Raw genomic sequence first — 25655 nt, 5'->3', positions numbered from 1 at the left:
TCATTTTCAAAAAATGAGTAATGGGCAACGGATAGAAAAGGTGAATTTATTTTTTTTAAGGAAATTACATTTTTACCAGTGTTTTTGCCGGGCTTTTTGCGAGAATTACAAAGTATGATGAAAATCACAAAAAACAATAGTTTTTTAGCGCTTTATAGCGCATTTAATTGTGTTTTAACTAAAAAAGTACGCCATTTGTATTGAAAATACCATAAAGTAAAAATTTCAGTCTACTAAGTAGATTATTTCTATAGATTTTTCTGAAAAAAAGAAAAGTTTTTATAAATTCGCATTTATATTTGCAATATCTCTAATAAAAATCACATATTTGAAGCAAGCTTTACAAAACAATTAAACAATGGCAACAAAACTCGAGTACATTTGGCTTGATGGTTACAAACCAACACAAAGCCTTCGCAGCAAAACAAAAATTGAAAAAGATTTCAGTGGTAAATTAGAAGACCTTCCAAACTGGAGCTTCGACGGTTCTTCAACTGAGCAGGCACCAGGTGGTTCATCTGATTGTATCCTGAAACCGGTTTTCCTTTGCCCTGATCCACAAAGAAAAGATGCTTACTTAGTAATGTGCGAAGTACTTGACTCAACAGGCGCGCCACACGAATCTAACGGCCGTGCTTTGATCCAGGATGATGATAACGATTTTTGGTTTGGTTTTGAGCAGGAGTATTTCCTGTGGGATCCAAAAACCAACAAACCGTTAGGTTTCCCTGAAGGTGGTTACCCAGGTCCGCAAGGCCCTTACTACTGTTCAGTAGGTGCTAACAATGCTTTCGGTCGCGATATCATCGAAGAACACTTAGATGTATGTTTAGAGGCTGGTTTAAATGTTGAAGGTATCAACGCTGAAGTTGCTGCCGGTCAATGGGAGTTCCAGATATTTGCTAAAGGTGCTAAAGAAGCAGGCGACCAGATCTGGGTTGCACGTTATTTATTAGAGCGTATAGGCGAAACTTACGGTGTATCTATCAACTGGCATTGCAAACCATTAGGTCAGTTAGACTGGAATGGTTCTGGTATGCACGCTAACTTCTCGAACACTACTTTGAGAACTGCGAACAGCAAAGAAACTTACACTAAAATATTAGAAGCTTTCCGTCCGAAAGAAGTTGTTGCTGAGCATATCGCTGTTTACGGTGCTGATAACGAGCAACGTTTAACAGGTAAACACGAAACTGCTTCAATCAACGATTACAGCTACGGTGTATCTGATCGTGGTGCTTCTATCCGTATCCCGCTTTACACAGTACAAAAAGGCTGGAATGGTTACTTAGAAGATCGTCGCCCTAACTCGGCTGCCGATCCGTACAAAGTAGCTGCGGTTATCATCAAAACTGTAAAATCAGCAAAATTGTAAGCTGATCTAACATAGATAACAAATCCCCTGGATGTAAATTCAGGGGATTTTTTTTTGCCTTAAATTTTCATTCACAGCGCAATATCCCATCATTATTTCGTAAATTGGATTAGCTTATATTTGCAGCCACCTAAATAATTGCTTTGCATCATATTGTTATGAATAAAGATCAGATAGTTAAGTATTTACAAGATAATAATATACATAAAATAAAATTCGCTTTCGCGGATATAGATGGTGTTTTGCGGGGCAAAATTATTCACACTCAAAAATTTATTGACGGCCTTGATGATGGTTACGGTTTTTGCGATGTGGTTTTTGGCTGGGATAGCAGTGATAGCTGCTATGATAATGTTGATTTAACAGGCTGGCATACCGGTTACCCCGACAGGCCATGCCGGATAGATGTATCAACTATGCGCAACATTCCCTGGCAAAATGATATACCTTTTTTTATTGCTGATTTTAGCAAAGCCAATGGTGATGATTTGCATGCCTGCCCGCGCAGTTTGTTAAAATGCATTACCAAACAATGTGAAGATATGGGCTACCACCCTGAGTTTGCACAAGAGTTTGAGTGGTTCAATTTTAAAGAAACACCACAATCATTACAAGATAAAAGCTTTACCAACATACAGCCACTAACACCCGGTATGTTTGGCTATTCTGTTTTACGTACATCGCAACAGAGCGATTTTTATTACGCGCTGTTTAACCAGTTAGAGAAATTTGATATCCCTTTAGAGGGCTTACATACAGAAACAGGCCCCGGTGTTTATGAAGCCGCCATTTTGCACGATCATGTTTTGGCTGCTGCGGATAAGGCTGCACTGTTAAAAACTGCGGTAAAAGAGATAGCAGGCGCACACGGCATTATGGCATCATTCATGGCCAAATGGAACGAGAGTTTACCGGGCTGCAGTGGCCACATCCATCAAAGTTTGTGGGATAAAAATAGAACAGATAACCTGTTTTACAGCGCAGGTGATACCCATAACATGAGCGATTTAATGAAACAATATCTTGCCGGGCAGTTGTATTGCCTGCCACATTTGCTGCCCATGTACGCGCCAACCATTAACAGCTATAAACGCCTTATTGAAGGCGCATGGGCACCAACAACAATAACCTGGGGTTTTGATAACCGCACGGCCGCCTTACGCGTATTGCACCCATCAAAAAAATACACCCGTTTAGAAACCCGCATACCCGGATCTGATAGTAATCCGTACCTGGCTATGTCGGCAGCGTTAGCTTCGGGCTTATACGGTATCAAAAACAAATTAAAGCTTGATGTTGCGCCAACAGCAGGTAACGGTTACCTGGATACTAAAAACGGAAGGTTACGCTCAAACCTGTATGATGCCAGTATGGATATGCAAAAGTCGGCTATAGCCAAAGAACTATTTGGCGAGGGTTTTGTTGAACACTTTACACAAACACGTTTATGGGAATGCAAACAATACGCCAAACACGTTACCGACTGGGAATTGAAAAGGTATTTTGAGGTTATTTGATAACTAATTAACCACAGAGGTAACAGAGCAAGAAAGCACAGAGTTTCACAGAGGGAATATATGACTGATAATGAGATTTCGGGGAGTATAATTGGTGCAGCTATAGAAGTACACAAGGCTTTAGGGCCTGGGTTATTAGAAAGTGCTTATAAGGAGTGTTTGTTTTATAAATTAGTTCAATCGGGTTTATATGTTGAGAAGGAGAGAGGGATGCCTCTTATTTTCGAAGAAGTAAAACTTGATGTAGGCTACAGAATTGATATTTTAGTTGAGAATAGAATAGTAATTGAAGTGAAAAGTGTGGATGTCCTTAATGATATTCACCTCGCTCAAACACTAACCTATATGAAACTTGGAAATTACCGATTAGGGTTACTAATAAATTTTAATGTATTATGCTAAAAGACGGAATTAAAAGGGTAATTAACGGACATTAAAGGCTCTGTGTCTCTCTGTGAAAAACTCTGTTAACTCTGTGGTTAAAGAATATGAACTACCATTCAATCATAAAAAAGGCATGGGCGGGTTATGACGCATCTAAGCTGATACGCGATATTGACGATATCAGCGCTATGGTATCAACCAACCATGTATTCCGCATCCGGTTTGAAGACGATGATATCATCATCGCCAAATTATCTAAATACGGTAAGTACGAGAATTTTAAAGAAGATCACCGTATCATCCATACCTTATCCAACAACCTGCTTTATCCCTTCGAAAACCTCATCGCTAAATCATTACTAAAAAACAACAGGGTTTATACCTATCGCCACAGGTACCGCAAAGAAGATGCCTGGGTAGTATTTTATAATCCTGTACGTATTGATCAGCGTTTGCCGCGCCGCCTGGAAGAGCACCATATCAGGACACTGGGAACACAAATGGCAAAGTTTCATAAAGCCTGTTTTCGCATTAAAAACTTACCAAAATCTTCAAAAACGCTGGGTACGGATATTCGTATTCTGATAGAGCAATTGGAAAAAACGCCCGATAAATTTGGCACACCCGAGCAGGTAACCATGTTAAGGCAGCATTGCGATGTGTTTATGAAAAACCGCACCAAATACAACGCGGTAGGTTCTTTGGGTACTATCCCTGTATTTATTGATTGGAATATAGGTAATTTTTCGGTTAATGATAAAGTGCAGCTCTACTCGCGCTGGGATTATGATTGGTTTAGGATGAGTAGCCGCATGATGGATTTTTACTTTTTGAGCAGGGTAGTATCCAATGCCGGCGACCGAACCGTATTCAGTTATGTAATAGGACCGATGATGGAAGAGCGCTTTATGATGTTTTTAGAAGAGTACCATAAAGAGTATCCTTTAACAGCCCCCGAAATACATTTTATGAAAGACGCTTACCGCTTTTTTATCCTGAATTATGTGATAAAAGACGGGCGCTACTTTTTTAACGAGCAATACGCCAAAAAGCTCCGTACCGAGGCACTTAATATTTACCTGCCATCAATTGAAAAGGAATTTGATGCCGAAAAGATAATTACTGCGCTTGGCATAAATACCCCGAATTAACACACCATTAATTACACTCAGCCTAACCTAACCCCGAATGATAGAAACCCGGAATTTTAAAGAGATTATTGATCAGTATAAAGTTATATTTTTTGATGCCTTTGGTGTAATAAAAAACTACGAAGGCCTGGTACCGGGAGTTGACAGAACACTGGATTACCTGGAAGAGCAAAAGAAAAAATACTACATTGTTACCAACGATGCATCGCGCAGTCCGCTGCAGTTGGCGCAAGGCTTTCACAAAATGGGGCTCCATGCTGTGCGCGAAGATTGCGTAATATCATCGGGTATGTTGGCAAAGGAGTACCTTGATCTGAAAGTGCATGACGGTATTGTTGCCTATTTGGGAACACCAAACTCTGCTCATTATATCGAATCATCGGGTTTACATACACTACCTGTAGGCGCTGTTGATGAAACCAATATTAACCAGGTAAACGCGCTGGTATTGCTTGATGATGAAGGATACGATTGGTTTAAAGACCTAAATAAAGCCGTTAACCTGTTGCGCCGCCGTAATATCCCTTGCATTGTGGCTAATACCGACGGATCATACCCATTAAATGCCAACGAAATATCAATAGCCATTGGCGGTATTGCCAGTATGTTGGAAAGTATTGTGGGCAAACGTTTTATCCGCTTCGGCAAGCCCGATTCGCAGATGTTTATGTTCGCTTATGATCTTGTTCGCGAGAGTTTTCCGGGTGTAGGTAAAAAGGATATCCTGATGATAGGAGATACCCTGACTACTGATATTTTGGGCGGCAACAAGTTTGGTTTGGATACCATGTTGGTATTTACAGGTAATACCTTACAGCGTGACGCCGAATTACGCATTAACTCGCTTGGCATAGTGCCTACTTATTGCTGCGAGTCGGCAGTGGTATAAATAAAAAAACCACTTTAAGACAAACTTAAAGTGGTTACCCTTACTACAACCACAGTTTACGCTACAATATAGTTTGGTTTATATAGTCGTAATGTAAATTCAAACTGCTATCCTGGTATACAGCGTAGTACTGAAAGTTTATAGTATAATACGTTGTTGATGGCACCGGGTTATTAATTTGAACCGTATTATCAGGATAATCAATCGCAGGGTAGGCTATTCCCTGGGTTGGTAAATAATCCGGGCCTACTTTATTAAAGTAGCCAAAATCGCCATCGGGTGTATTCACATCGGCATAAACAGAAAGGTATATCAATGTCCATCCATTATTATTTACTCCTGTTATATCAACGTCAGATGTGGTGACTAAATTAATGCCACCCGGCCCAACGTTTACGGCTGTCCATCCGGTTAAGTACCCTTGTGTCCAGGTATCCTGGGCTTTTACTGTAAAAATAGAAAGGCTTAAAACAAAGGTTATTATTAATAACTTTTTCATGATGATTTGTTTTTGAAAATTTTTGACGCCTACTCTGTTAAAGGTTTTCGGCTTCTCCTTAATATGGTTGTAATAATTGGGTGAAAGACAATTAAGCCGGGGATGCTTATTAATTGTTTAACAAGATAGGTATTATCTGCTATAACTATATGCTGATCAAAATATTATGAAACAAAAAAAGCCCGGGCAAATACATTGCCCGGGCTACATATTAACACTTATAATTATTTGCTTATTTTTTGCTTGTTCTGAACGGGAAAGCGGGAAGGCCCGCGGCATTTACTAAATTTGGGGTGGCGGTTTCTGTCCACGCGAACCTTACATTTTTGGGCTTAGGTACCAATAAGCATGATACTACAACCGTATTGCCTTCAATTTTAGCATCCGCATTCATATAATTGCCATCGGCACCCGCAACCGAAAAGTAATTTAGCGCCTGCCCGTCGCTGCTTTTTAAGCCGGTAGCATTATTGAAGTACAAAATAGCTTTGCCGTCTTTTATTTCTATTTTTTGATAGCGTGGGCCACTATAAACTACATTTTTATAATTATAATCTTTTGCTAAAGCAACAAGCGCCATTCTGCGGCCAACTTCCCATTTATAAGATGGGTGTATGTTGCTAAAATTATCAACAAGGTCGGTTACACTTACAATATCACTGTAAGGTATCTTTGTCGATTCTATTTGCTGTTCCCAAAACTCCGGCAATGTTTCGGTGGTATGCGGCACGTGGTCTTTACGTTTGGTATAATAGTATGGGGCGATAAGTACCGAGTAAAAAGAAGCTTTTGGAGCTTCAAACTCTTTGCGCCAGCTATCTATTAAAGCCTGCATCTTATCAACATAGCGGTTTTCTTTTTCGTTTATCATACAGTTCGATTCGCCCTGGTACCATAAAAAGCCATGCAAAGCATACGGAGCAATAGGGTGTACCATGCTTTTGTACATTTTACCTACTGCCGAGCTATCAACAACCATCGGATCTAACGTGCTTTCGGCTTTAAAAGCAGCAGATGCGGCGTAACCGTAAGGCGGTGTCCAGGGTTCAATGCGGCTGCCACCCCATGATGCTTCGATCATTCCTATCGGGATGTGGAGCTTAGCATAAACGTTCTTAGCAAAATAATAACCAACAGCCGAAAACTCTTCTAACGCAGTGCCTGCTGATATGTTCCAGCTTTTAGTAGTAACATCGGGCAAACTGTAAACCTTCTCAACCTTAAACAAACGGATATTAGGGTTAACTACAGACAACTCCAGCTCAGCGCTATCAATACCTTTACCCGGCTTAGTATAACCCTTCATCAGTTTCATACTATACTCCATGTTTGATTGGCCCGAGCAAAACCAAACTTCGCCTATCAATATGTTTTTTAATATTATTTTACTGGTGTCTGATGTGATGATCATTTGCTGATCCTTATCATTGGCAGGCATAGGGTTAAGCATTATTTTCCAATAGCCTTCACTATTAGCTACCGCTGTTTTTGTTTGCCCGGAAAAGTTTATTTTAACTTGCTGTGCGGGTCTAACCCATCCCCAAACGGGTACAGGCTGATTGCGCTGCAGTACCATATTATCAGCGATGATTTTAGGCAGCCTTATTTGGGCATTGCCATAGTTTGATAAAAATACAAAGCACAATAAGGCTATAAAAACATTAAGCTTTTTATACATGGGGAAATTGCAGTGTTATATTAAACAATAGGTTTATGTTCGTAAATATAATATGTTTGGTGTTAAACTAACACGTGTTTTTTAAAAAGCACTGTTAAATCATAACAGTACAGGAGGGTTTGTTGATGAAATATATGCTATTTTCCCTGCTCAATTGTAACCATTATACATTATTATGAAAAACAAGCTGCTATTTGCCATACTGGCATTACCCTTTACGGGCCTTTGTCAAAATAATACTACACTATGGTATAAACAACCTGCAAAAGTGTGGACAGAAGCCCTGCCTGTAGGTAATGGCCGTTTGGGTGCCATGATTTTTGGCCGTGTAAACAGCGAGTTAATACAGTTGAACGAAAGTACCTTGTGGACAGGCGGCCCTGTAAAACACAATGTTAACCCTGATGCATATACCTTTTTAGGGCAAACACGAGAAGCCTTATTTGCAGAAAACTACGGTAAAGCCGCACAGCTTGCCCGCAAGTTGCAGGGCGTATATTCAGAATCTTTCGAGCCTCTGGGCGACCTGGTAATTACTCAGGATTTTAAGGAAAGCAGCCCTACGGCTTATTACCGTGATCTGAATATTGCCGATGCCATAGCAACCACCCGCTTTACTATTGACGGCACCGAATTTACCCGCCAGGTATTTGTATCGGCACCCGATCAGGTTATTGTAATGCGCTTTACAGCCAACAAACCCGGCGCGCTCAATTTTAAGGTGAATACCAAAAGCCCAATCCAATTTAAAAATTCGGTAATTAGTTCAAGTGAAATTTCCATGAACGGACATGCGCCGTTTCATGCTGATCCGTCATACGTTAAATACAACAAGACACCTGTGATGTACACTGATAGCCTGGGCCACCAGGGTATGCGCTATGTGTTATTATCCAGAGCTTTAGGTGATGGTGTAATAACTACCGACACGGCAGGTATCACTGTAAAAGGTGGTACAAATGTTACCATATTCCTGTCTGCCGCTACCAGTTTTAATGGTTTTGACAGATCGCCGGATACGGATGGTAAGGATGAAGTAAAACTTGCCGAAAACTATTTAAATGCTGCAATCAAAAAAGATTGGAACATGTTGTTTAACGCTCATGTTGCCGATTACCATAAATACTTTAACCGTGTAGCATTCCAATTAGAAGCCCCGGCTGATAATGCCAACGCGGCTATGCCAACCGACCAGCGATTAATAGGATATACAAAAGGAGCTAAAGACCCGGCTTTAGAGACCATGTATTACAATTACGGGCGCTACCTGCTTATATCATGCTCGCGGCCGGGTGGTGTGCCTGCCAATTTGCAGGGTATCTGGAATAATATCGTTCGTCCGCCATGGAGCTCAAATTACACCACCAATATTAATGTACAGATGAATTACTGGCCTGCCGAAGTAGCTAATCTTTCGGAGATGCATGAACCTTTGCTGGCTTTCATTAAAAACCTGTCGGTAACGGGTGCGGCTACTGCAAAAGAGTTTTACCATGCCGATGGCTGGGCGGTACACCATAATAGTGATATATGGGCATTATCAAACCCTGTTGGGGATATGAAGGGCGACCCGAAATGGGCCAACTGGTCGATGGGATCGCCATGGCTGTCACAACATTTATGGACACATTATCAATACACCGGCGATAAAAAGTTCCTGAAAGAAACTGCTTATCCGTTAATGAAAGGAGCGGCCAAATTTTGTTTAAGTTGGTTGGTTGAAGATAAAAATGGCTTATTGGTAACCGCACCGGCACTTTCGCCCGAAAATGATTTTATTGATGATAAAGGACAGAAGGGAAGCGTATCCATAGCCACTACAATGGATATGTCTATCATATGGGACCTGTTCACCAATATTATAGATGCGGCCAATATTTTAGGAAATGACAATGCTTTCCGCGATCTGATCATCGCCAAACGCGATAAATTATATCCGTTACACATCGGCAAGAAAGGAAACCTGCAGGAGTGGTATAAAGACTGGGAAGATGTTGATTCGCATCACAGGCATGTATCGCATTTGTTTGGTTTGCATCCAGGCCGCGAAATATCACCTATTACAACTCCCGATCTGGCCAATGCTGCAAAAAAAACACTGGAACTGCGTGGCGATGCCGGTACAGGCTGGAGTCTGGCCTGGAAAATAAACTTTTGGGCACGCTTGCTTGATGGAAACCACGCTTACGGCCTGGTACGCGACTTGCTGCATGCGGCAGGAGGGAGCACTACTGAAAACTATGTAGGCAGCGGCTCAGGCACATACCCCAACATGTTTGATGCGCACCCGCCATTCCAGATAGACGGAAACTTTGGCGGTGTTTCGGGCATGTCTGAAATGCTGTTGCAAAGCCACCTTGGCGAGATAGACCTGTTACCTGCCTTACCGGATGAATGGGCGACAGGCTCGATAAAAGGATTAAAGGCGCGGGGTGATTTTAATGTTGCTATAAGCTGGAAAAACCACAAATTAATATCGGCAACTATAACATCACAAATAGGAGGGGTTTGTAAATTGCGTACCCTTACACCGCTTAGCATAGCAGGTATAACAATAAAATCAGTTAAAAGTAATATTGGTTATTTAACAACGTTTAATACGCTGAAAGGAAAAACGTACCGGTTAAGAAGCATTTGATTTTTTTTAATTGGTGCGAATTGTGGAAAAACAGGAATTAGTAGTTAACACTTTGTGTTTAAATTATTAATTTTGAGCTTACTCAATAACCATTTGAAAAAAAACTACTTCAATGTATAAGTTTAAGGTATCCCTTACAGGGATATTTTTCATGCTGATTACAAGCATTGCTTTTGCACAATGCCCAATAAATATTGGGTTTGATTTTGGCGATTTTACCAATTGGGACGGCGGCACGGGTAAAGTGGCAAATACCGGGGTGATCACAATTGATGTGCCGGGACTGGTTGATGGAAGGCAAACAATTTTTTATGCTAAAGACCATGCAACTGATCCCTATGGTAGGTTTTTAATTGCAAGCCCCAATGGCAGCAGCGCTTGCGTAAGATTGGGTAACAGCAGTACCGGTGCACAAGCAGAACAGCTTACGTATACTTTTACAGTACCCGCCAACGACCCTGATTTTAGCTTGATATATTATTACGCAGTAGTTTTTCAAAACCCCAACCATACACCATTACAGCAACCACGCTTTACGGCAAATGTTTTTAATATTACTGATAATCAATATGTTACTTGCGGTGCTTTTAATTTTGAAGCGAGTGCCAGCTTACCGGGATTTTTACCATCGCCGGCAGGCAACTCTGTTTTATACAAGGATTGGTCGGCTGTAACCCTTAACTTATTGGGTTTAGAAGGAAAAACGCTACGGCTTGAGTTTACAACAAATGATTGTTCTCCCGGCGGGCATTTTGGTTACGTTTATCTTGATGTTAATCAAAATTGTACATCGCCGGTTTCGGGAAACGTATATTGCCCGGGAATAGTTAGCAGCAGCCAAACGGTATTATCTGCCCCTTCGGGTTTCCAGGAGTACTATTGGTATAATGATAAAGATTTTTCGAAAGTGATAGGCAGGGGGAATACCTTAACGCTAACACCGGCAGCGCCCATAGGTTCAAGCTACAGCGTAAAGATAGTACCTTACCCCGGCATAGGTTGCGAGGATGTGATAACTACCACCATCCGTCAAAGCGAGCCATTGGTATTAAAAGTAAAAGATACCATTATGCAGTGCACATCACCATCGGTAAACTTAACAGATACGGCCATCACATCAGGCAGCAACGTTAATTTTACTTATACTTATTACACCGATGCTGCATGCAATAGTAGTTTGTTAGGTCCGCAAGCTGTTACAAAAAGTGGCACTTACTATATTAAAGCCACCACACCGGGTGGCTGCTCTGCAGTAAAACCTGTAGTGGTGTTTGTGGGGCAGTCTTTTTTAAACATTACCGATCCGCCGGCAGTGTGCCAACCTGCTACTGTTGATATAACCGATCCCTCGGTTATTACCGGAAGTAACTCAGGATCTATCCTTACATATTGGAAAGATGATAAAGCCACTATAAAATTTAATAACCCTACGGCTATTGATTCCTCGGGGACATATTATATTAAATCGACCACCACTTTTGGTTGTGAGGCAATTAAACCGGTAAAGGTAATTGTAAATAAGTTGCCTAAACTGGTAGTTAACGCGCTTGCACCCGGTTGTATAAGTATTGATATTACTTCACCCTTAGTTACCGCGGGCAGCTCATCTGATTTTAAAATATCCTATTGGCTGGATGCGGCGAAAACCCAACCATTAACAAACCCAAATGCCATTACCCAAACCGGTACCTATTATATTTGTGCCACAACAAGTAATGGTTGTGATGTAATCAAACCTGTTGATGTTAGTATTTTTGCACCGCCGGCACCAATTATAGTTACCAACCCGGCTCCGGTTGTTTATCCTACAGTAACCGACCTCAAAACTACATTTACCCCGCAAACAGATGTTTTTTACACCTTTTGGAGAGATACAACACTTACCAGGCAACTACCTAATTCTATTGTTGACCGTACAGCTACGTATTATATAAAGGCTACAAATATACATGGCTGTTATAATGTATATGCTGTAAAAGTAGTAGTGAACCCGCCACCACCTATTGATTTTAGCACCAATGTTTTTACACCCAACGGCGACGGCGTTAACGATGGTTATAAGTTTAATGTACCATTTTACGTTACTTTAAAATCATTCAAAATATATAATTCTTACGGTAAGTTATTATTTGAAACTAACGATCCTACAAAATACTGGGATGCTAAATCATATAACAAATATGTACCCGTTGGCACCTATTATTGGTTATTTAACGGGCACGATAATTATAGTAATATAGATATCAGGCAATCAGGTAGTGTGAGTGTTGTACGATAGTATAATCACACTAAAAAATCCTTTTACATATCAATAACATTCTTTTTCATAAACTTGTACCGTAAAATAGTAAAACGGTAGGGTACATATATAATGGACAAGGATTTTTACGAACATATTTTAAAAAAACAACGACTTGTTGAAGCTGTACCTTCAAACCAGGAGATAGCGGATTGGGCACATCGCGTTATTCACTTGTTGTTTCCGGAGCAGGCCAAATATAGCTTTACATCGGCACAACAAATTAAAGATGAATTTGCTGTATTGCAGGATGAGTTATGCAAAATAATGAATGCTACCCAGGCATGCAGCAATTGCAATAATGACAAAGTTGCCCAAAAGTTCTTCAACCAGATACCTAAGCTATACGAGATATTAAATACCGATATTCAAGCCATATTTAATGGAGATCCGGCTGCGATAACTGAATTTGAGGTGATACGTACTTATCCGGGCTTTTATGCGATAATGTTTTATCGTATGGCACACGCATTGCATTTATTAGCTGTTCCCTTACTGCCACGTATACTTACAGAGTTTGCGCACTCACATACTGGTATAGATATACATCCCGGGGCACAAATAGGAGAATATTTTCACATTGACCATGGTACGGGTATTGTTATTGGCGAAACCTGCGAAATTGGTAATAATGTAAAACTATACCAGGGCGTTACGCTGGGTGCTTTAAGTGTTGATAAAAGTATGGCCAATACCAAACGCCACCCCACTGTTGAAGATGGCGTTGTGATCTATTCGGGTGCTACCATACTGGGTGGAAAAACAATAATAGGCCAAAATAGTGTAATAGGGGGTAACGTGTGGCTAACTAAAAGCATAGCGCCCGGATCTACCGTGTACCACACACCCGAAATAACTGTATTAGTAAATAACGATTAGTAATGGCTGGCATAATAGACCTGGTTGGTAACACACCGCTTGCAGAATTAAAGAATATAAACCCGAATCCGAACGTAAAGATCTATGCCAAGCTGGAGGGTAACAACCCCGGTGGCAGCGTGAAAGACCGGCCTGCACTGAATATGATACGCAGCGCGATTGAACGGGGGGATATTAAGCCCGGTACTAAACTTATTGAGGCTACAAGCGGTAATACCGGTATTGCTTTAGCTATGATGGCCAGCTTATATCACATTGATATTGAACTGGTAATGCCATCTAACTCAACCCGGGAGCGCACCCTTATTATGGAGGCTTTTGGTGCAAAAGTTACCTTGCTTGATGATATTGAAAAATGTCGCGATTATGCCGAAGAGAAGGGTGCTACCAAGGGATTCTATTTAATGAACCAGTTTGCCAATCCTGATAATTATATGGCCCATTATAAAACTACAGGCCCTGAAATTTGGAAGGATACCGAGGGTAAGATAACTCATTTTGTTAGCTCGATGGGTACTACCGGTACTATTATGGGTAACTCCCGTTACCTTAAAGAGAAAAATGCTGATATACAGATTGTAGGTTGCCAACCTGTTGAAGGCTCATCAATACCCGGCATACGCCGCTGGCCCGAAGCTTATTTGCCAAAAATATTTGATGCTACGCGCGTTGACCGTACCATAGACATATCAGAAGCTGATGCTACTGCAATGACGCGCCTGCTGGCTAAAAAGGAAGGCATATTTGCCGGAATGAGCAGTGGGGGCGCATGCGCGGCCGCGTTGCAGGTAGCCCGCGAGATTGAACATGGTGTTATCGTTTTTATCGCCTGCGATAGGGGCGACAGGTATTTAAGCAGTAATCTGTTCGGGTAATACAACTCATACAATAATCTACAAAGTACTTCGTTATATTAATAGTTAAATAAATTACACCGATTGTTTTGGTTGGTAATTTAAGATTAAATGTTTCTTTCAGGCCGATAAAGGAGGCGAAACATTTTGATCACCGTTTCCGTAAAAGAACATAAACTATTAATTAAACTATTTTGATTATTGTATGAGAAAAAACTCTTTATGGCAAATTTGCGCCACAATCGTTTTAGCCTTTATTATCATCAGTTGGACGTCGGATAAATTTGGCGGCCCAAAATCAAAAACATCTTCCGATTCATTAGCCAACACAAGCACAAAAATGTTTAGTAGTTATGTGGCTGATATTTTCACCACAGCACGCTTAAATGAAGCAGGACTTGATGAGGCTGTATTTGAAAAAGCGGTTACAGGTTACTTTAATCTTAAAATGGCCAATAAGTTATCGGCAAACAGTTCGGTTATCACAGTAGTTGATTTCAACAAATCGAGTAAATCAAAACGTATGTGGATAGTTGACCTGAGCAAAAAGGTGCTATTGCTAAACACATGGGTAGCTCATGGAAATGGGAGTGGCGAAGACGTGCCCTGCCGTTTTTCAAACCAAAAGGATTCGTTTGAAAGCAGCCTTGGCTTTTACGTAACCAATAATGTTTATAACGGTAAACATGGCGTATCACTACGTTTAGATGGTATGGACGAAGGTTTTAACGACCAAGCCAACAACCGTGATATTGTAGTACACGCAGCACCTTATGTTAGCCAGGGTTCAATAAATGCTTTGGGCCGCTTAGGCAGAAGCCAGGGTTGCCCTGCAGTATCGCCATCGGTGGTAAACCAGGTTATCAATACTATAAAAGGAAAAACTGTATTATTTATTAATGCGAATGATAGCAGTTATAACTCAAAATACCTAAACCAGGATCTTGCAGCAAACTTTTCGTTTGGCAATCCTGTAAACGCAACAGCGTTAAACGCTTCATTATAATTTTAGGAAGTGATTTTTTTTAGCCCCGGTTACCGCGATGGTTACCGGGGCTTTTTTATTTGAATAGATTTAACAACTTCTAAAAGTTGTCAAATCTTATGCAGAAAAGAATTTTTTCATATGGCCATACAGTACAATATCCAACGCATAAACATCATGGCGGAACTGTATAACCCCATTAGCGTCTGCCCAACAGGTAACATAGGTTAAATACACCGGTACCTTTTTGGGCAACATTAATTGAGTAGGGGTAGCATTATCTTCGCTCATATCCTTTGCAATGGTATCGTACTTATCTCCATCGCCAAACATGGCTTTGGCAAAATCAAGCGGTTTTTCTAACCGTACACAACCGTGGCTAACAGCACGCATATCCTTTTTAAAAGGCAGTTGTGCTGGTGTATCATGCAGGTAAACATTGGTTGCATTAGGGAACAGGAATTTAACTTTACCTAATGCGTTATCGGCGCCCGGTTGTTGTTTAAAAGAATAAGAGTCAGGATCTTTTTTTACGTCGTCCCAATTAATAGTTTCGCTATCCTCAATTTTCTGACCATTTTTGTATACGTCAATGTTTTTATTTGACAAGTAATAGCGGTCATTCATTGCCAGCCCCATGATCTCTTTTACGGCGATACTTGATGGGATATTCCATACCGGGTTAACTTCGGCAACGTAGATCATGCTGTTCAGTTGCGGTGTCTCGTGCGAGAACGGCCTGTCAACCTTATCACTTTCATCATAATCAACCAAAGTATTTGCGTGGTCTTTATTTCGTCCTTCGCCAACACAAACTTTCATATTCATGATTGACTTGCCATCCTGAACCACATCCAGTTGAAAATCAGGAATATTAACAATAACATATTTGTTTTCGGTGGGCTTGTTCTTCCAGCGTAAACGCTCCAGATTAACAACCAATATGCGTTGGGTTTCTTCCTTTGACATACCGGGGGCATTTTTGCCGCTCTTTAAAGCATTTTGTAATGCAACATATTGAGGCCCTTTAGGTTGGATGCTATCCAGGTAGCTTTTAAAATCATGAACATTAAATACCCTGAGCATTGATGCGCTATCGGGGCGCTTGGTTTTGGTAAAATAATTGGCGTATATCTTACGCGGATTCATCACGCCAAACTGCAAGGCATTCGAATAATTGATCATGGCATTGGCAACCAATATTTCCAATTGCGCCATGTCCTGGTAAGCCTCAGTAGTATTTTTAATGGCCTCTTTGCTGTAAAACTTAGCCAGTAAGGCGTTTATTTTAGCGGTTTGAAACATAACAGAATCAAGGCCGTGCTCTTCTGAATGATCAAGATAGCCGACAAAAGTTTTCAGATCATCATTCGGCAAATGCTCCATTACAAAGGCAGGGTCGTAATCGTTTTGTTCATACCATGCAGTAATGAGTTTTGGATTAACCAGTTTGGCTTTTTGAGCCGCTAAAGCCTGTTGGAATATGGGCGCAAAGGCTTCCGGCGTAATATCTTTAAATACTTTATTATGGGTTTTATCGTACAAAGTTTTACCCATGTCCGACCGGGCTTTCTTTTTCCGGCAGGCTTGAAAAGTAAAGATTGTAACTAAAACAGCAAGAGCCAAAACCGGTCTTAAAATTCTTTTGGTAGTCAGATTAATCATAGTTTATAAATTATAAACTATGCATAGCAATCCTTATACCATTAAATTATTTAGCGCCTTGCTATTGGCTAATCATTATCAGTACGGAATGGGATTGCCGGTAAGTTTGCGCCGTTATATAAACTGGTAGGTGGGTTATTACCCCAGGCGTACCTCACCGCAACAGGCTTTTCAATTCCGGTATTAGAAACCACGATGGTATTACCCTCGATTTTAGCGGTACCCCAAACAAACTTCTTATCTTGCCCCGCAATGGCGAAGCCATCCAGGCTGCCATTGCGGGTTATTAAACCACCATTGGTATGTTTAAAGTACAAACGTATGGTGTTGCCTTTTACTTCCATTTTATCATACTGCGGGCCAGAATAGGGTGTATTAATATGGTAAGCTATTGCCTGTGCAGCCAAAGCAAGCCTGTAGCCAATGGCTTGTTTATTTTTACAATGTACATTGTTCATATTTAAGGGGTCGGCGTTATCTATAGCGCATACCATGGCACTATTTGGTATAGATAGGTTTTGCAATTGAGCTTCACGTTTAACAGCTTCTTGTCCGCCTTTTGCCGGTACATCTTCTACTGATTTACCAATATTAGCTAATTGAACATAGATGAACGGAAAGTCGCCTTGTGCCCATTGCTTGCGCCAGTCGGTTATCATAGTTTCATTAATATCCCCGAATATACTTGCTGTAGGGCTGTTTGATTCGCCCTGGTACCATATCTCGCCTTTAATAGCATAGGGAATAAGCGGTGCTACCATACCGTTCCACAAAACAGATGCATTATGTTGGTCGCGAACAGGGTCGTTGTTTTTAGGGCCACGCACTTCATCTTTACCTTCGGCTTTTGCTTTGGCAGATTCAATTTTCCATTTCGCATACGCTACCTGATATGCCGCTTTACCTACTGTATCTGCCTGGTATTTTGCCAGTTTAGCCTCAAAGTTATCAACCAGGTATTTAGTTTTTGGATTAGCCTGCAATGCTTCCTTACGTGTCCATGCCTCGGCTGTACTGGCGCCAAAAGATGTAGTAATTAAACCTATGGGTATCTTGATCTTTTTTTGCAGGTCGCGTGCAAAAAAATAAGCTGCTGCCGATATATGCCCTACAGTTTTAGGCGATACCACTTCCCATTTGCCTGCAACTTCGGTTTTGGGTTCGGCACTGGGCGCAAAGTCGGTATCAAATACCCGTATGAGCGGATAGTTAGCATTATCCACTTCAAACTTCTCATCAAAAACACCACACCAGTAGCGATCTTCGCGGGCAACCGTCATATCCATATTTGATTGGCCGGAACATAACCAAACATCACCTGCGTATACATCTGTAAGCACAATTTTATTATTCCCGATAACAGACAGGCTGAAGGGCCCGCCTGGCTTTAGTTTATCAAGTTTTATCATCCACTTACCATCAGCACCGGTAATGGCTGTTTTAATTTGCTTCCCAAACTTTACAGTAACCTTTTCGCCGGGAGTTGCTATACCCCAAACCGGTACCGGCATGTTGTATTGTAATACCATATGATTGGTAAAAGGACTGGCTAACTTAACATCAGCGAAAACGCTACTCACAATAGCCGATAACATTAAAGTACAAATACCCCTTTGGATAAGCTTGCTCATTTTTTATGAAATTTATAGTTTATAATTCAGGCTGCTAACTGGTAATTAGCAACGGTTGTGAGCAAAGATTAATATTGAAAAAAACAAAACCATCCTGTACTAACACGGGATGGTTTTGTTGAAGTGGGAGGCGTATCTAAATTTACTCGTTCAAAAATACAAACTGGTTGTCAAAGCTATCCAGTTTGATCTTGCTGTCCTTGTTTACCTTACCGGCGAGTATCTGTTTTGATAGCTCGTTCAGGATTTTCTTTTGGATAACGCGTTTTAGCGGGCGTGCGCCAAATTGAGGGTCGTAACCTAACTGGGCCAACCAATCCAGGGCTTCTTCGCTGGCTTCTATCGTGATGCCCATCTCAGCTAACGTATCCTGCAGGTGCCTGAACTGTAATTTCACAATATCGGTTATCTCATCACGACTTAAAGGTGTGAACATAATGATCTCGTCTATCCTGTTCAAAAACTCAGGGCGTATGGTTTTGCGGAGCAGCTCAAACAATTCGTTCTTGGTTTTGGCAACAATCTCATCATGGTTACCTTCATCCAGTTCGGTAAAGTTCTCCTGTATAATATTCGAACCAATGTTTGATGTCATGATGATGATGGTATTCTTAAAATTCACCACACGGCCTTTATTATCAGTCAGGCGGCCATCGTCCAATACCTGTAACAAGATGTTAAATACATCGGGGTGTGCTTTCTCTATCTCATCCAACAAAACAACACTGTATGGTTTACGGCGTACGGCTTCGGTCAACTGTCCGCCTTCATCATAACCCACATAACCAGGGGGCGCACCAATCAATCGTGACACCGCGTGGCGCTCCTGGTATTCCGACATATCGATACGCACCAGCGCCTGCTCATCGTTAAACAGAAACTCGGCTAAGGCCTTTGCCAACTCGGTTTTACCAACGCCGGTAGTACCCAGGAATATGAACGAACCGATAGGCTTACGTTTATCCTGCAAACCGGCACGGCTGCGGCGTATGGCATCGCTAATGGCTTCAATGGCTTCCTGTTGCCCGGCAACACGTTTGTGTAATTCATCTTCAAGACTAAGCAGTTTTTCGCGCTCGCTTTGGATCATTTTAGAAACCGGGATACCCGTCCAGCGTGAAACTACGCCTGCAATGTCGTCTGCAGTAACTTCTTCCTTCAACATGCGCGAGTTGTCTTTATTGGCTAACAACTCAGCTTTTAGTTTCTCAACTTCTTCCTGTGTTTCGCGGATACGACCGTAACGTAATTCAGCCACTTTGCCGTAATCACCTGCACGTTCGGCCTGGTCGGCTTCCAGTTTAAAGTTTTCTATCTGCTCAATTTTGGTGTTAATACCGTCAACCACATCTTTTTCAGCCTTCCATTTTGCACGAAGTGAATCACGCTCAGCAGATAAATTGGCAATCTCTTCACCCAGTTCTTTCACACGTTTATCATTATGCTCGCGTTTAATGGCTTCGCGCTCAATTTCCAGCTGCATAATGCGGCGTTCCAGTTCATCAACCACTTCGGGAACAGAATCCATTTCGATACGCAGTTTTGACGCGGCTTCATCCATCAGATCAATCGCCTTATCGGGAAGGAACCTGTCCGAAATATATCGCTGCGACATTTCAACGGAAGCGATAATAGCTTCATCTAATATCCTCACCTTGTGGTGCGCTTCATAACGTTCTTTTAATCCACGAAGAATCGAGATCGCATCAGCGGTATCCGGTTCATCCACCATTACCTTCTGGAAACGGCGTTCCAGCGCTTTATCCTTTTCTAAATATTTCTGATATTCATTCAAAGTAGTTGCGCCAATGGCTCTTAATTCGCCACGCGCAAGGGCCGGTTTTAATATGTTCGCGGCATCCATAGCGCCTTCGCCGCCACCTGCACCAACTAAAGTGTGTATCTCATCAATAAACAGGATGATCTCGCCATCGGCCTGTGTTACTTCTTTTACAACGGCTTTTAAGCGTTCCTCAAACTCGCCTTTGTATTTGGCACCTGCTATTAGCGCCCCCATATCCAACGAATAGACAGTTTTGCTTTTCAGATTCTCCGGTACGTCACCTTTTAATATCCTGAAAGCAATGCCCTCTGCAATAGCGGTTTTACCTACGCCGGGCTCACCAACTAAAATAGGGTTGTTTTTGGTACGGCGGCTTAATATCTGTATCACGCGGCGTATCTCGTCATCACGGCCAATAACCGGGTCGAGCTTGCCCGACTCTGCATACTCATTAAGGTTACGGGCATATTTGTTTAATGCGTTATATGTAGCTTCAGCGTTCTGGTCGTTCACTTTATTATCGCCACGCAATTCCTTTATGGCCTTCTTCAGATCCTTTTCGTTTACGCCCGAATCTTTTAATAGGGTAGATGCCTTATCGCTTGTTGATAGTATGCCTAATAAAATATGCTCAACCGATACAAAATCGTCTTTAAATTCTTTTAAATATGATGTAGCTTTTTGTAATGCTGAGTTAGCGCTCGATGACAGGTATACATCGCTGCCGCTAACTTTTGGATAGGTTGTTATCTGCTGGTCGAGCTGCTCGCTTAACCTGTTGATGTTTACATTCAGTTTTTTTAACAGGTAGCTTACAACATTCTCATCAACCAAAAGCAGACCTTTTAGTAAATGAGCATTCTCAATTGCCTGTTGTTGATTTCCAACTGCAATTTCGGAAGCCTTTTGAACAGCTTCCTGTGCTTTTATGGTAAAATTGTTAAAATTCATAGTAATCAAGTACAATCAAAACTATTGCCACAGTGTTTAAACTGAAAAAAAGTCAGGCGAAACATTTTTTAAATGACTAATTGTCAAGCAATTGTTACCCAACCATATAACACAAAAGTTTTATATTTGATTCAGCGCACTTAAACCATCCAATTGTTTAATGGTCAAAGCCTTACACCTGCCTAAATTACACCATTATGAAGTTAAAATTACCCGCCTCAGCAATTGTTGTTTTTTGCAGCATCGTGCTATTCTCTTTCTATTCAGGGCCGCAATCATCTACTAAAAAACTTAAGTTCCCCTATAAAAAAACCGGTTTAACCGACAGACAGGCCGCTGCACATCTGCTAAACCGTTTTACTTACGGGGCAACACCCGGTCAAATTGACGAGGTGGTAAATACTGGCCTCGAAAAATGGTTTGAGCAACAACTGGATGCCAAATTGCCCGATGACTCTTTAAATAAAAGACTGAGTGTATATGACGCTCTCGCTTTTACCAATAAGCAGGCGGTAGATATTTACCCCGAAAGGGAAGCCTTGTACAATATGGCCGCTGCAGCCGGTTATGTAAGTAAAGATTCGCTATATGTGGCTAAAGACAGGCGTGCATTTAACGCGCAAATACAGGCTTTTATGAAACTAAAAGGCTATCGCAGCAACCAGGACCTGCAAAACCAGTTTATCGATCAAAAGATATTGAGGGCAACCTATACTAACAATCAACTACAGGAGGTATTGACTGACTTTTGGTTTAATCATTTTAATGTATCGTACAGTAAAAACGGGCCGCAGTTATTTATACCATCATATGAGCGGGATGTGATCCGCCCGAATGTATTTGGAAAGTTTGATGTGATATTAATGGCTACTGCCAAATCACCGGCCATGTTACATTTTCTTGATAATTTTACCAGTGTTGCGCCGGCACCCGAAATGGCCGCGGTAGCCCCGCCGCCGCAGATGGACATGATGATGATGGGGGATACCACGCATAAAACGCCGCCGGTACCCATTCGTCGCCGGAGAACATCAGGTTTGAACGAGAACTATGCCCGTGAGGTAATGGAATTGCACACTTTAGGTGTTGACGGCGGCTATACACAAAGCGATGTTACCCAGGCTGCCCGGGTGTTAACCGGCTGGACGAATTACCCTTTCGGCGATGCAAATAACCGCGTATCGCAGTTATACATCAGGAATGGCGTTGAGGGTATGGAAAAACAAGGCTTTGTACACCAGGGCGATTTTCTGTTTAATCCAACCAGTCATGATAAAAACCCAAAAACTGTTTTGGATCACCAATTTGATGGCAGTGGCTACCAGGAAGGTGTTGACTTATTGGAAATGCTGGCGCACCATCCATCTACAGCTAAATTTATTACCCGAAAAATAGCCATACGCTTTGTGAGTGATAACCCGCCGCAAAGCTTGCTGAACAAGATGGCAAAATCATTTACCGACCATGACGGTGATATCAGGGAAGTGCTCATCACAATGGTATCATCGCCGGAGTTTTGGAGTTCGCAATCATTGCGGGAGAAAACAAAATCGCCGTTTGAGCTGGCCATAAGCTCTTTACGCAGTATTAATGCCGATGTTAAACAACCAAGGCAAATTTACAATTGGGTAAGTAACATGGGCGAGCGTATGTATTATTACCTGGCGCCAACAGGCTTCCCCGATAAGGGCACATATTGGATAAACACTGGCTCATTATTGAGCAGAATGAATTTTGGACTGGCGCTGGCATCGCAACGTATACCGGGTGTGAACTTTAACCTGAAAGCACTTAACGGCAACCACGAACCCGAAAGTGCCGAAGCAGCTTTAAATATCTACAGCAAGCTGTTTATGCCCGAGCGCGACCTAAACCAAACCATAAAACGCTTAACGCCCTTGCTAACGCAAACCAACCTTGCAGCAACTATTAACAATGCTGCCACTACACCGACATCAAAACCAACCGAAACGATCAATAATCAGGATATGATGATGACCGGTGGAGAAATTACAGTAATAAATGTAAATAAGGGGTTATATCCCGGAACATATACTGTGCGTAACGTGGGCAATAATAGTATGCTTAATCAGGTTGTGGGCATCATCATCGGTTCGCCGGAATACCAGAGAAGATGATTGCCAGGCTCGCACTCGTGGATTAAAATTATTAAGTATCAGTTTAAACTTTGCATAAGGTTACTTGTCTAAACTATACCCTATGTAACTGATCTGCCTTATGAAAACATTTAAGTACATTACAATAGCTGTAATTATTTCGCTGAGCGGGATATTATTAGCTTCATTTTTTGACACAACAGCACTTCCTGTAAAGGAAATGAAGTTCCCCTACAAGCGCGGAGGATTAACAGAAAGACAAGCCGCCGCGCATTTGTTAGACCGCTTTAGCTACGGTGCTACACCAGGTCAGGTTGATCAGGTAGTTAGCATGGGCCTTGAAAAATGGTTTGAACAGCAATTGACCGCCGGATTGCCTGATGACTCGTTAAATAACAAGCTCAGCAAATACGATGCGTTAAATCTGTCGAATACCGAAGTAGAACAGAAATTCCCGCCGGGCTTTGTGGTAAGACAATATGCCATAAGAGATAGTGCGATAAATAAAGACTCTGTGGATAAGGCTGTAAATAAAAAAGCCTTTAACGATACTTTGAATGCTTATATGGCGCGTAAAGGTTACCGCCCTGAACAAGAGTTGTATAAACAATTTATTAGCCAGAAGATATTACGGGCCGCTTACACCAATAACCAGTTGCAGGAAGTGTTAACCGATTTTTGGTTCAACCATTTTAATGTATCGCTTACAAAAGGGGAGTGCGCCGCATTTATACCCGCTTATGAGCGCGATGTGATACGCCCCAATGTTTTAGGCAAATTTGATAAGATGCTGATAGCCGAGGCACAATCGCCGGCGATGTTGTATTACCTGGATAATTTTGCCAGCGTTGGGCCGCCTGCCGCTGCTAAACCCAATAATAAACCTGTTGTTGTAAAACCTGCAGATAATGGTAATACCATGATGGGCGATGGGATGCAATCGGCAGCAGCCAAACCTGCCACGGCAAAGCCCGAGCAAAGTATGATGATGATGGATGCAGCACCTAAAAAGCAGGCGCCGACCGTTAAAACCATTACCCCGCAAAAAAATGTGACCGGTTTAAATGAAAACTTTGCCCGCGAAGTGATGGAACTGCATACTTTAGGTGTGGATGGTGGCTATACCCAAACCGATGTTACCCAGGCCGCACGCGTTTTAACCGGCTGGACTATTTACCCCATAGCTGCCGATGGTTATGGCGCCGCGATGAAAGGCCTTGTAAACAGGATAGGAGTGAGCAACCTTGAACAAAAAGGTTTTGTACACATAGGCGACTTTTTATTTACACCAACCCGTCATGATATGGGCGAAAAAATAGTGCTGGGCCATCATTTTGATGCGAATGGAGGATACCAGGAGGGTGTTGACCTGTTAGAGATGCTTGCACATCATCCATCTACGGCTAAATTTATCTGCAAAAAACTGGCTGTGCGTTTTGTAAGCGACCATCCATCGCCGGCATTGATAGCCAAAATGGCTAAAACCTTTACCGAGCAGGATGGCGATATTAAGCAAGTGATCATCACGATGGTAAGTTCGCCGGAGTTTTGGAAAAAGGATGCTGTGCGCGAAAAAACAAAATCACCTTTTGAGTTGGCTATCAGTTCAATACGTGGTTTAAATGCCAGCATTACCGACCCATACCAGGTATATAACTGGGTTAACCGTATGGGCGAAAAAATGTACTATTATCAGGCTCCAACCGGTTTCCCGGATAGGGGTAATTATTGGATAAATACCGGTTCATTATTAAACCGCATGAATTTTGGCCTGGCCCTGGCTTCGCAAAAAATACCGGGAGTAACGGTTAACCTGGCTGCATTGAATAACCACCATGAGCCCGAAAGCGCACAGGCGGCATTGTTAACCTACAGTAAACTGGTTATGCCCGAACGCGACCTGGATAAAACCATACAAAGGTTGGCACCATTGTTAAACGATCCGCAACTGGTGGCTAAAATTAATAACGCGGCTAATAAAGTACCAGCGCCGCAACCGGCCAATTTAACGCCCGTGCAGGATATGGCCACCATGACCAATAACCAGGGTGCATCAAAACCCCAGGCAGCGCCAAAAGTTAACATGCAGACGAGCAATACACCAAATGCCAATATGCTTGCACAGGTAGTAGGTATAATTATTGGCTCGCCTGAGTTTCAGCGCAGGTAACAACAAAAATGATACAATTAGTGAGGCGGCCATATTTATGGTCGCCTCTTTTTGTCAATCGTGTTTTCAAGTTTATAGAATTGCCTGTATATCAATCATTAAAAAAATGTTTGATAAGTATTTAGATAATCTTTATATATTTAGGCAGGAATAAGAACTATTGGTGTGAAAATTTACCTGTTTAGCCGTA

At 41.8% G+C, this 25655-nt stretch carries 17 protein-coding genes; 12 read left to right on the top strand and 5 right to left on the bottom strand.

The features are described from left to right. Nucleotides 1-358 precede the first annotated feature (358 nt). The 5 genes from KXQ82_RS17405 (at nucleotide 359) to KXQ82_RS17385 (ending at nucleotide 5316) form a co-directional block, all read left to right on the top strand. Complete coding sequence (locus KXQ82_RS17405; protein ID WP_219489739.1) at nucleotides 359-1375, top strand: glutamine synthetase beta-grasp domain-containing protein; 1017 nt, start codon at nucleotides 359-361, stop codon at nucleotides 1373-1375. Between the two features lie 158 nt (nucleotides 1376-1533). Further along, complete coding sequence (locus KXQ82_RS17400) at nucleotides 1534-2892, top strand: glutamine synthetase family protein (RefSeq protein ID WP_219489738.1); 1359 nt, start codon at nucleotides 1534-1536, stop codon at nucleotides 2890-2892. 60 nt (nucleotides 2893-2952) lie between these two features. Next, on the top strand, nucleotides 2953-3294 hold the full coding sequence (locus KXQ82_RS17395) for a GxxExxY protein (RefSeq protein ID WP_255563710.1): 342 nt from the start codon (nucleotides 2953-2955) through the stop codon (nucleotides 3292-3294). A gap of 86 nt (nucleotides 3295-3380) precedes the next feature. Then, nucleotides 3381-4427: an aminoglycoside phosphotransferase/kinase family protein gene (locus KXQ82_RS17390; protein WP_219489737.1), complete on the top strand. Its 1047-nt coding sequence runs from the start codon at nucleotides 3381-3383 to the stop codon at nucleotides 4425-4427. A gap of 37 nt (nucleotides 4428-4464) precedes the next feature. Next, complete coding sequence (locus KXQ82_RS17385) at nucleotides 4465-5316, top strand: HAD-IIA family hydrolase (protein ID WP_219489736.1); 852 nt, start codon at nucleotides 4465-4467, stop codon at nucleotides 5314-5316. Between the two features lie 61 nt (nucleotides 5317-5377). Here the strand turns inward: KXQ82_RS17385 and KXQ82_RS17380 are convergent, their stop codons facing one another. Both KXQ82_RS17380 and KXQ82_RS17375 read right to left on the bottom strand, forming a co-directional pair. Continuing rightward, nucleotides 5378-5815: a hypothetical protein gene (locus KXQ82_RS17380; protein WP_219489735.1), complete on the bottom strand. Its 438-nt coding sequence runs from the start codon at nucleotides 5813-5815 to the stop codon at nucleotides 5378-5380. 232 nt (nucleotides 5816-6047) lie between these two features. Beyond that, on the bottom strand, nucleotides 6048-7493 hold the full coding sequence (locus tag KXQ82_RS17375; protein WP_219489734.1) for a sialate O-acetylesterase: 1446 nt from the start codon (nucleotides 7491-7493) through the stop codon (nucleotides 6048-6050). A 175-nt stretch (nucleotides 7494-7668) separates the two neighbouring features. On the opposite strand from KXQ82_RS17375, the gene KXQ82_RS17370 reads away from it, so the two are divergent. The 5 genes from KXQ82_RS17370 (at nucleotide 7669) to KXQ82_RS17350 (ending at nucleotide 15169) form a co-directional block, all read left to right on the top strand. Next, nucleotides 7669-10131: a glycoside hydrolase family 95 protein gene (locus tag KXQ82_RS17370; protein WP_219489733.1), complete on the top strand. Its 2463-nt coding sequence runs from the start codon at nucleotides 7669-7671 to the stop codon at nucleotides 10129-10131. A 112-nt stretch (nucleotides 10132-10243) separates the two neighbouring features. Then, nucleotides 10244-12409 carry a T9SS type B sorting domain-containing protein gene (locus tag KXQ82_RS17365; protein ID WP_219489732.1) on the top strand — a complete coding sequence of 722 codons (2166 nt, stop codon included), beginning with the start codon at nucleotides 10244-10246 and terminating at the stop codon, nucleotides 12407-12409. Between the two features lie 93 nt (nucleotides 12410-12502). Further along, nucleotides 12503-13309, top strand: coding sequence for a serine O-acetyltransferase EpsC (gene epsC / locus KXQ82_RS17360; RefSeq protein WP_219489731.1), 807 nt, complete (start codon nucleotides 12503-12505; stop codon nucleotides 13307-13309). Between the two features lie 2 nt (nucleotides 13310-13311). After that, the gene (gene cysM, locus KXQ82_RS17355; protein ID WP_219489730.1) at nucleotides 13312-14184 is read left to right on the top strand and encodes a cysteine synthase CysM; all 873 of its coding nucleotides are present in this window, start codon (nucleotides 13312-13314) and stop codon (nucleotides 14182-14184) included. A 184-nt stretch (nucleotides 14185-14368) separates the two neighbouring features. Then, a complete protein-coding gene (locus KXQ82_RS17350; protein ID WP_219489729.1) occupies nucleotides 14369-15169 on the top strand; it encodes a murein L,D-transpeptidase catalytic domain family protein in 801 nt (266 codons plus the stop codon). A gap of 96 nt (nucleotides 15170-15265) precedes the next feature. Here KXQ82_RS17350 and KXQ82_RS17345 read toward each other — a convergent pair whose 3' ends face one another. The 3 genes from KXQ82_RS17345 to clpB all read right to left on the bottom strand — a co-directional run bounded on the left by KXQ82_RS17345 (nucleotide 15266) and on the right by clpB (nucleotide 21178). After that, nucleotides 15266-16705, bottom strand: coding sequence for a L,D-transpeptidase scaffold domain-containing protein (locus KXQ82_RS17345; RefSeq protein ID WP_255563709.1), 1440 nt, complete (start codon nucleotides 16703-16705; stop codon nucleotides 15266-15268). Nucleotides 16706-16881: 176 nt separating this feature from the next. Then, the gene (locus KXQ82_RS17340) at nucleotides 16882-18444 is read right to left on the bottom strand and encodes a sialate O-acetylesterase (protein ID WP_219489727.1); all 1563 of its coding nucleotides are present in this window, start codon (nucleotides 18442-18444) and stop codon (nucleotides 16882-16884) included. 142 nt (nucleotides 18445-18586) lie between these two features. Then, the gene (gene clpB, locus KXQ82_RS17335; RefSeq protein ID WP_219489726.1) at nucleotides 18587-21178 is read right to left on the bottom strand and encodes an ATP-dependent chaperone ClpB; all 2592 of its coding nucleotides are present in this window, start codon (nucleotides 21176-21178) and stop codon (nucleotides 18587-18589) included. A gap of 197 nt (nucleotides 21179-21375) precedes the next feature. Here clpB and KXQ82_RS17330 point away from each other — a divergent pair, with 197 nt between their 5' ends. Then, nucleotides 21376-23316 (top strand): DUF1800 domain-containing protein, encoded by a 1941-nt coding sequence (locus tag KXQ82_RS17330; RefSeq protein ID WP_219489725.1) that lies wholly within the window; start codon nucleotides 21376-21378, stop codon nucleotides 23314-23316. Nucleotides 23317-23416: 100 nt separating this feature from the next. Further along, entirely contained in the window at nucleotides 23417-25465 is a 2049-nt protein-coding gene (locus KXQ82_RS17325) for a DUF1800 domain-containing protein (RefSeq protein WP_219489724.1), read from the top strand. Nucleotides 25466-25655: the final 190 nt, after the last annotated feature.

Origin of the sequence: Mucilaginibacter rivuli, assembly GCF_019391655.1 — a bacterium.
Classification (GTDB): domain Bacteria; phylum Bacteroidota; class Bacteroidia; order Sphingobacteriales; family Sphingobacteriaceae; genus Mucilaginibacter; species Mucilaginibacter rivuli.
The sequence above is the reverse complement of the archived record's forward strand: the minus strand, read 5'-3'. Positions and strand labels throughout refer to the sequence as shown.

What these genes read in the sequence shown, in the direction of transcription:
- epsC (WP_219489731.1), top strand. Translation starts at nt 12,503, where the DNA reads ATGGACAAGGATTTTTACGAACATATTTTAAAAAAACAACGACTTGTT.
- KXQ82_RS17405 (WP_219489739.1), top strand. Translation starts at nt 359, where the DNA reads ATGGCAACAAAACTCGAGTACATTTGGCTTGATGGTTACAAACCAACA.
- KXQ82_RS17350 (WP_219489729.1), top strand. Translation starts at nt 14,369, where the DNA reads ATGAGAAAAAACTCTTTATGGCAAATTTGCGCCACAATCGTTTTAGCC.
- KXQ82_RS17375 (WP_219489734.1), bottom strand. Translation starts at nt 7,493, where the DNA reads ATGTATAAAAAGCTTAATGTTTTTATAGCCTTATTGTGCTTTGTATTT.
- KXQ82_RS17330 (WP_219489725.1), top strand. Translation starts at nt 21,376, where the DNA reads ATGAAGTTAAAATTACCCGCCTCAGCAATTGTTGTTTTTTGCAGCATC.
- KXQ82_RS17395 (WP_255563710.1), top strand. Translation starts at nt 2,953, where the DNA reads ATGACTGATAATGAGATTTCGGGGAGTATAATTGGTGCAGCTATAGAA.
- KXQ82_RS17380 (WP_219489735.1), bottom strand. Translation starts at nt 5,815, where the DNA reads ATGAAAAAGTTATTAATAATAACCTTTGTTTTAAGCCTTTCTATTTTT.
- KXQ82_RS17365 (WP_219489732.1), top strand. Translation starts at nt 10,244, where the DNA reads ATGTATAAGTTTAAGGTATCCCTTACAGGGATATTTTTCATGCTGATT.
- KXQ82_RS17325 (WP_219489724.1), top strand. Translation starts at nt 23,417, where the DNA reads ATGAAAACATTTAAGTACATTACAATAGCTGTAATTATTTCGCTGAGC.
- clpB (WP_219489726.1), bottom strand. Translation starts at nt 21,178, where the DNA reads ATGAATTTTAACAATTTTACCATAAAAGCACAGGAAGCTGTTCAAAAG.
- KXQ82_RS17370 (WP_219489733.1), top strand. Translation starts at nt 7,669, where the DNA reads ATGAAAAACAAGCTGCTATTTGCCATACTGGCATTACCCTTTACGGGC.
- KXQ82_RS17345 (WP_255563709.1), bottom strand. Translation starts at nt 16,705, where the DNA reads ATGGGTAAAACTTTGTACGATAAAACCCATAATAAAGTATTTAAAGAT.
- KXQ82_RS17400 (WP_219489738.1), top strand. Translation starts at nt 1,534, where the DNA reads ATGAATAAAGATCAGATAGTTAAGTATTTACAAGATAATAATATACAT.
- KXQ82_RS17340 (WP_219489727.1), bottom strand. Translation starts at nt 18,444, where the DNA reads ATGAGCAAGCTTATCCAAAGGGGTATTTGTACTTTAATGTTATCGGCT.
- cysM (WP_219489730.1), top strand. Translation starts at nt 13,312, where the DNA reads ATGGCTGGCATAATAGACCTGGTTGGTAACACACCGCTTGCAGAATTA.
- KXQ82_RS17390 (WP_219489737.1), top strand. Translation starts at nt 3,381, where the DNA reads ATGAACTACCATTCAATCATAAAAAAGGCATGGGCGGGTTATGACGCA.
- KXQ82_RS17385 (WP_219489736.1), top strand. Translation starts at nt 4,465, where the DNA reads ATGATAGAAACCCGGAATTTTAAAGAGATTATTGATCAGTATAAAGTT.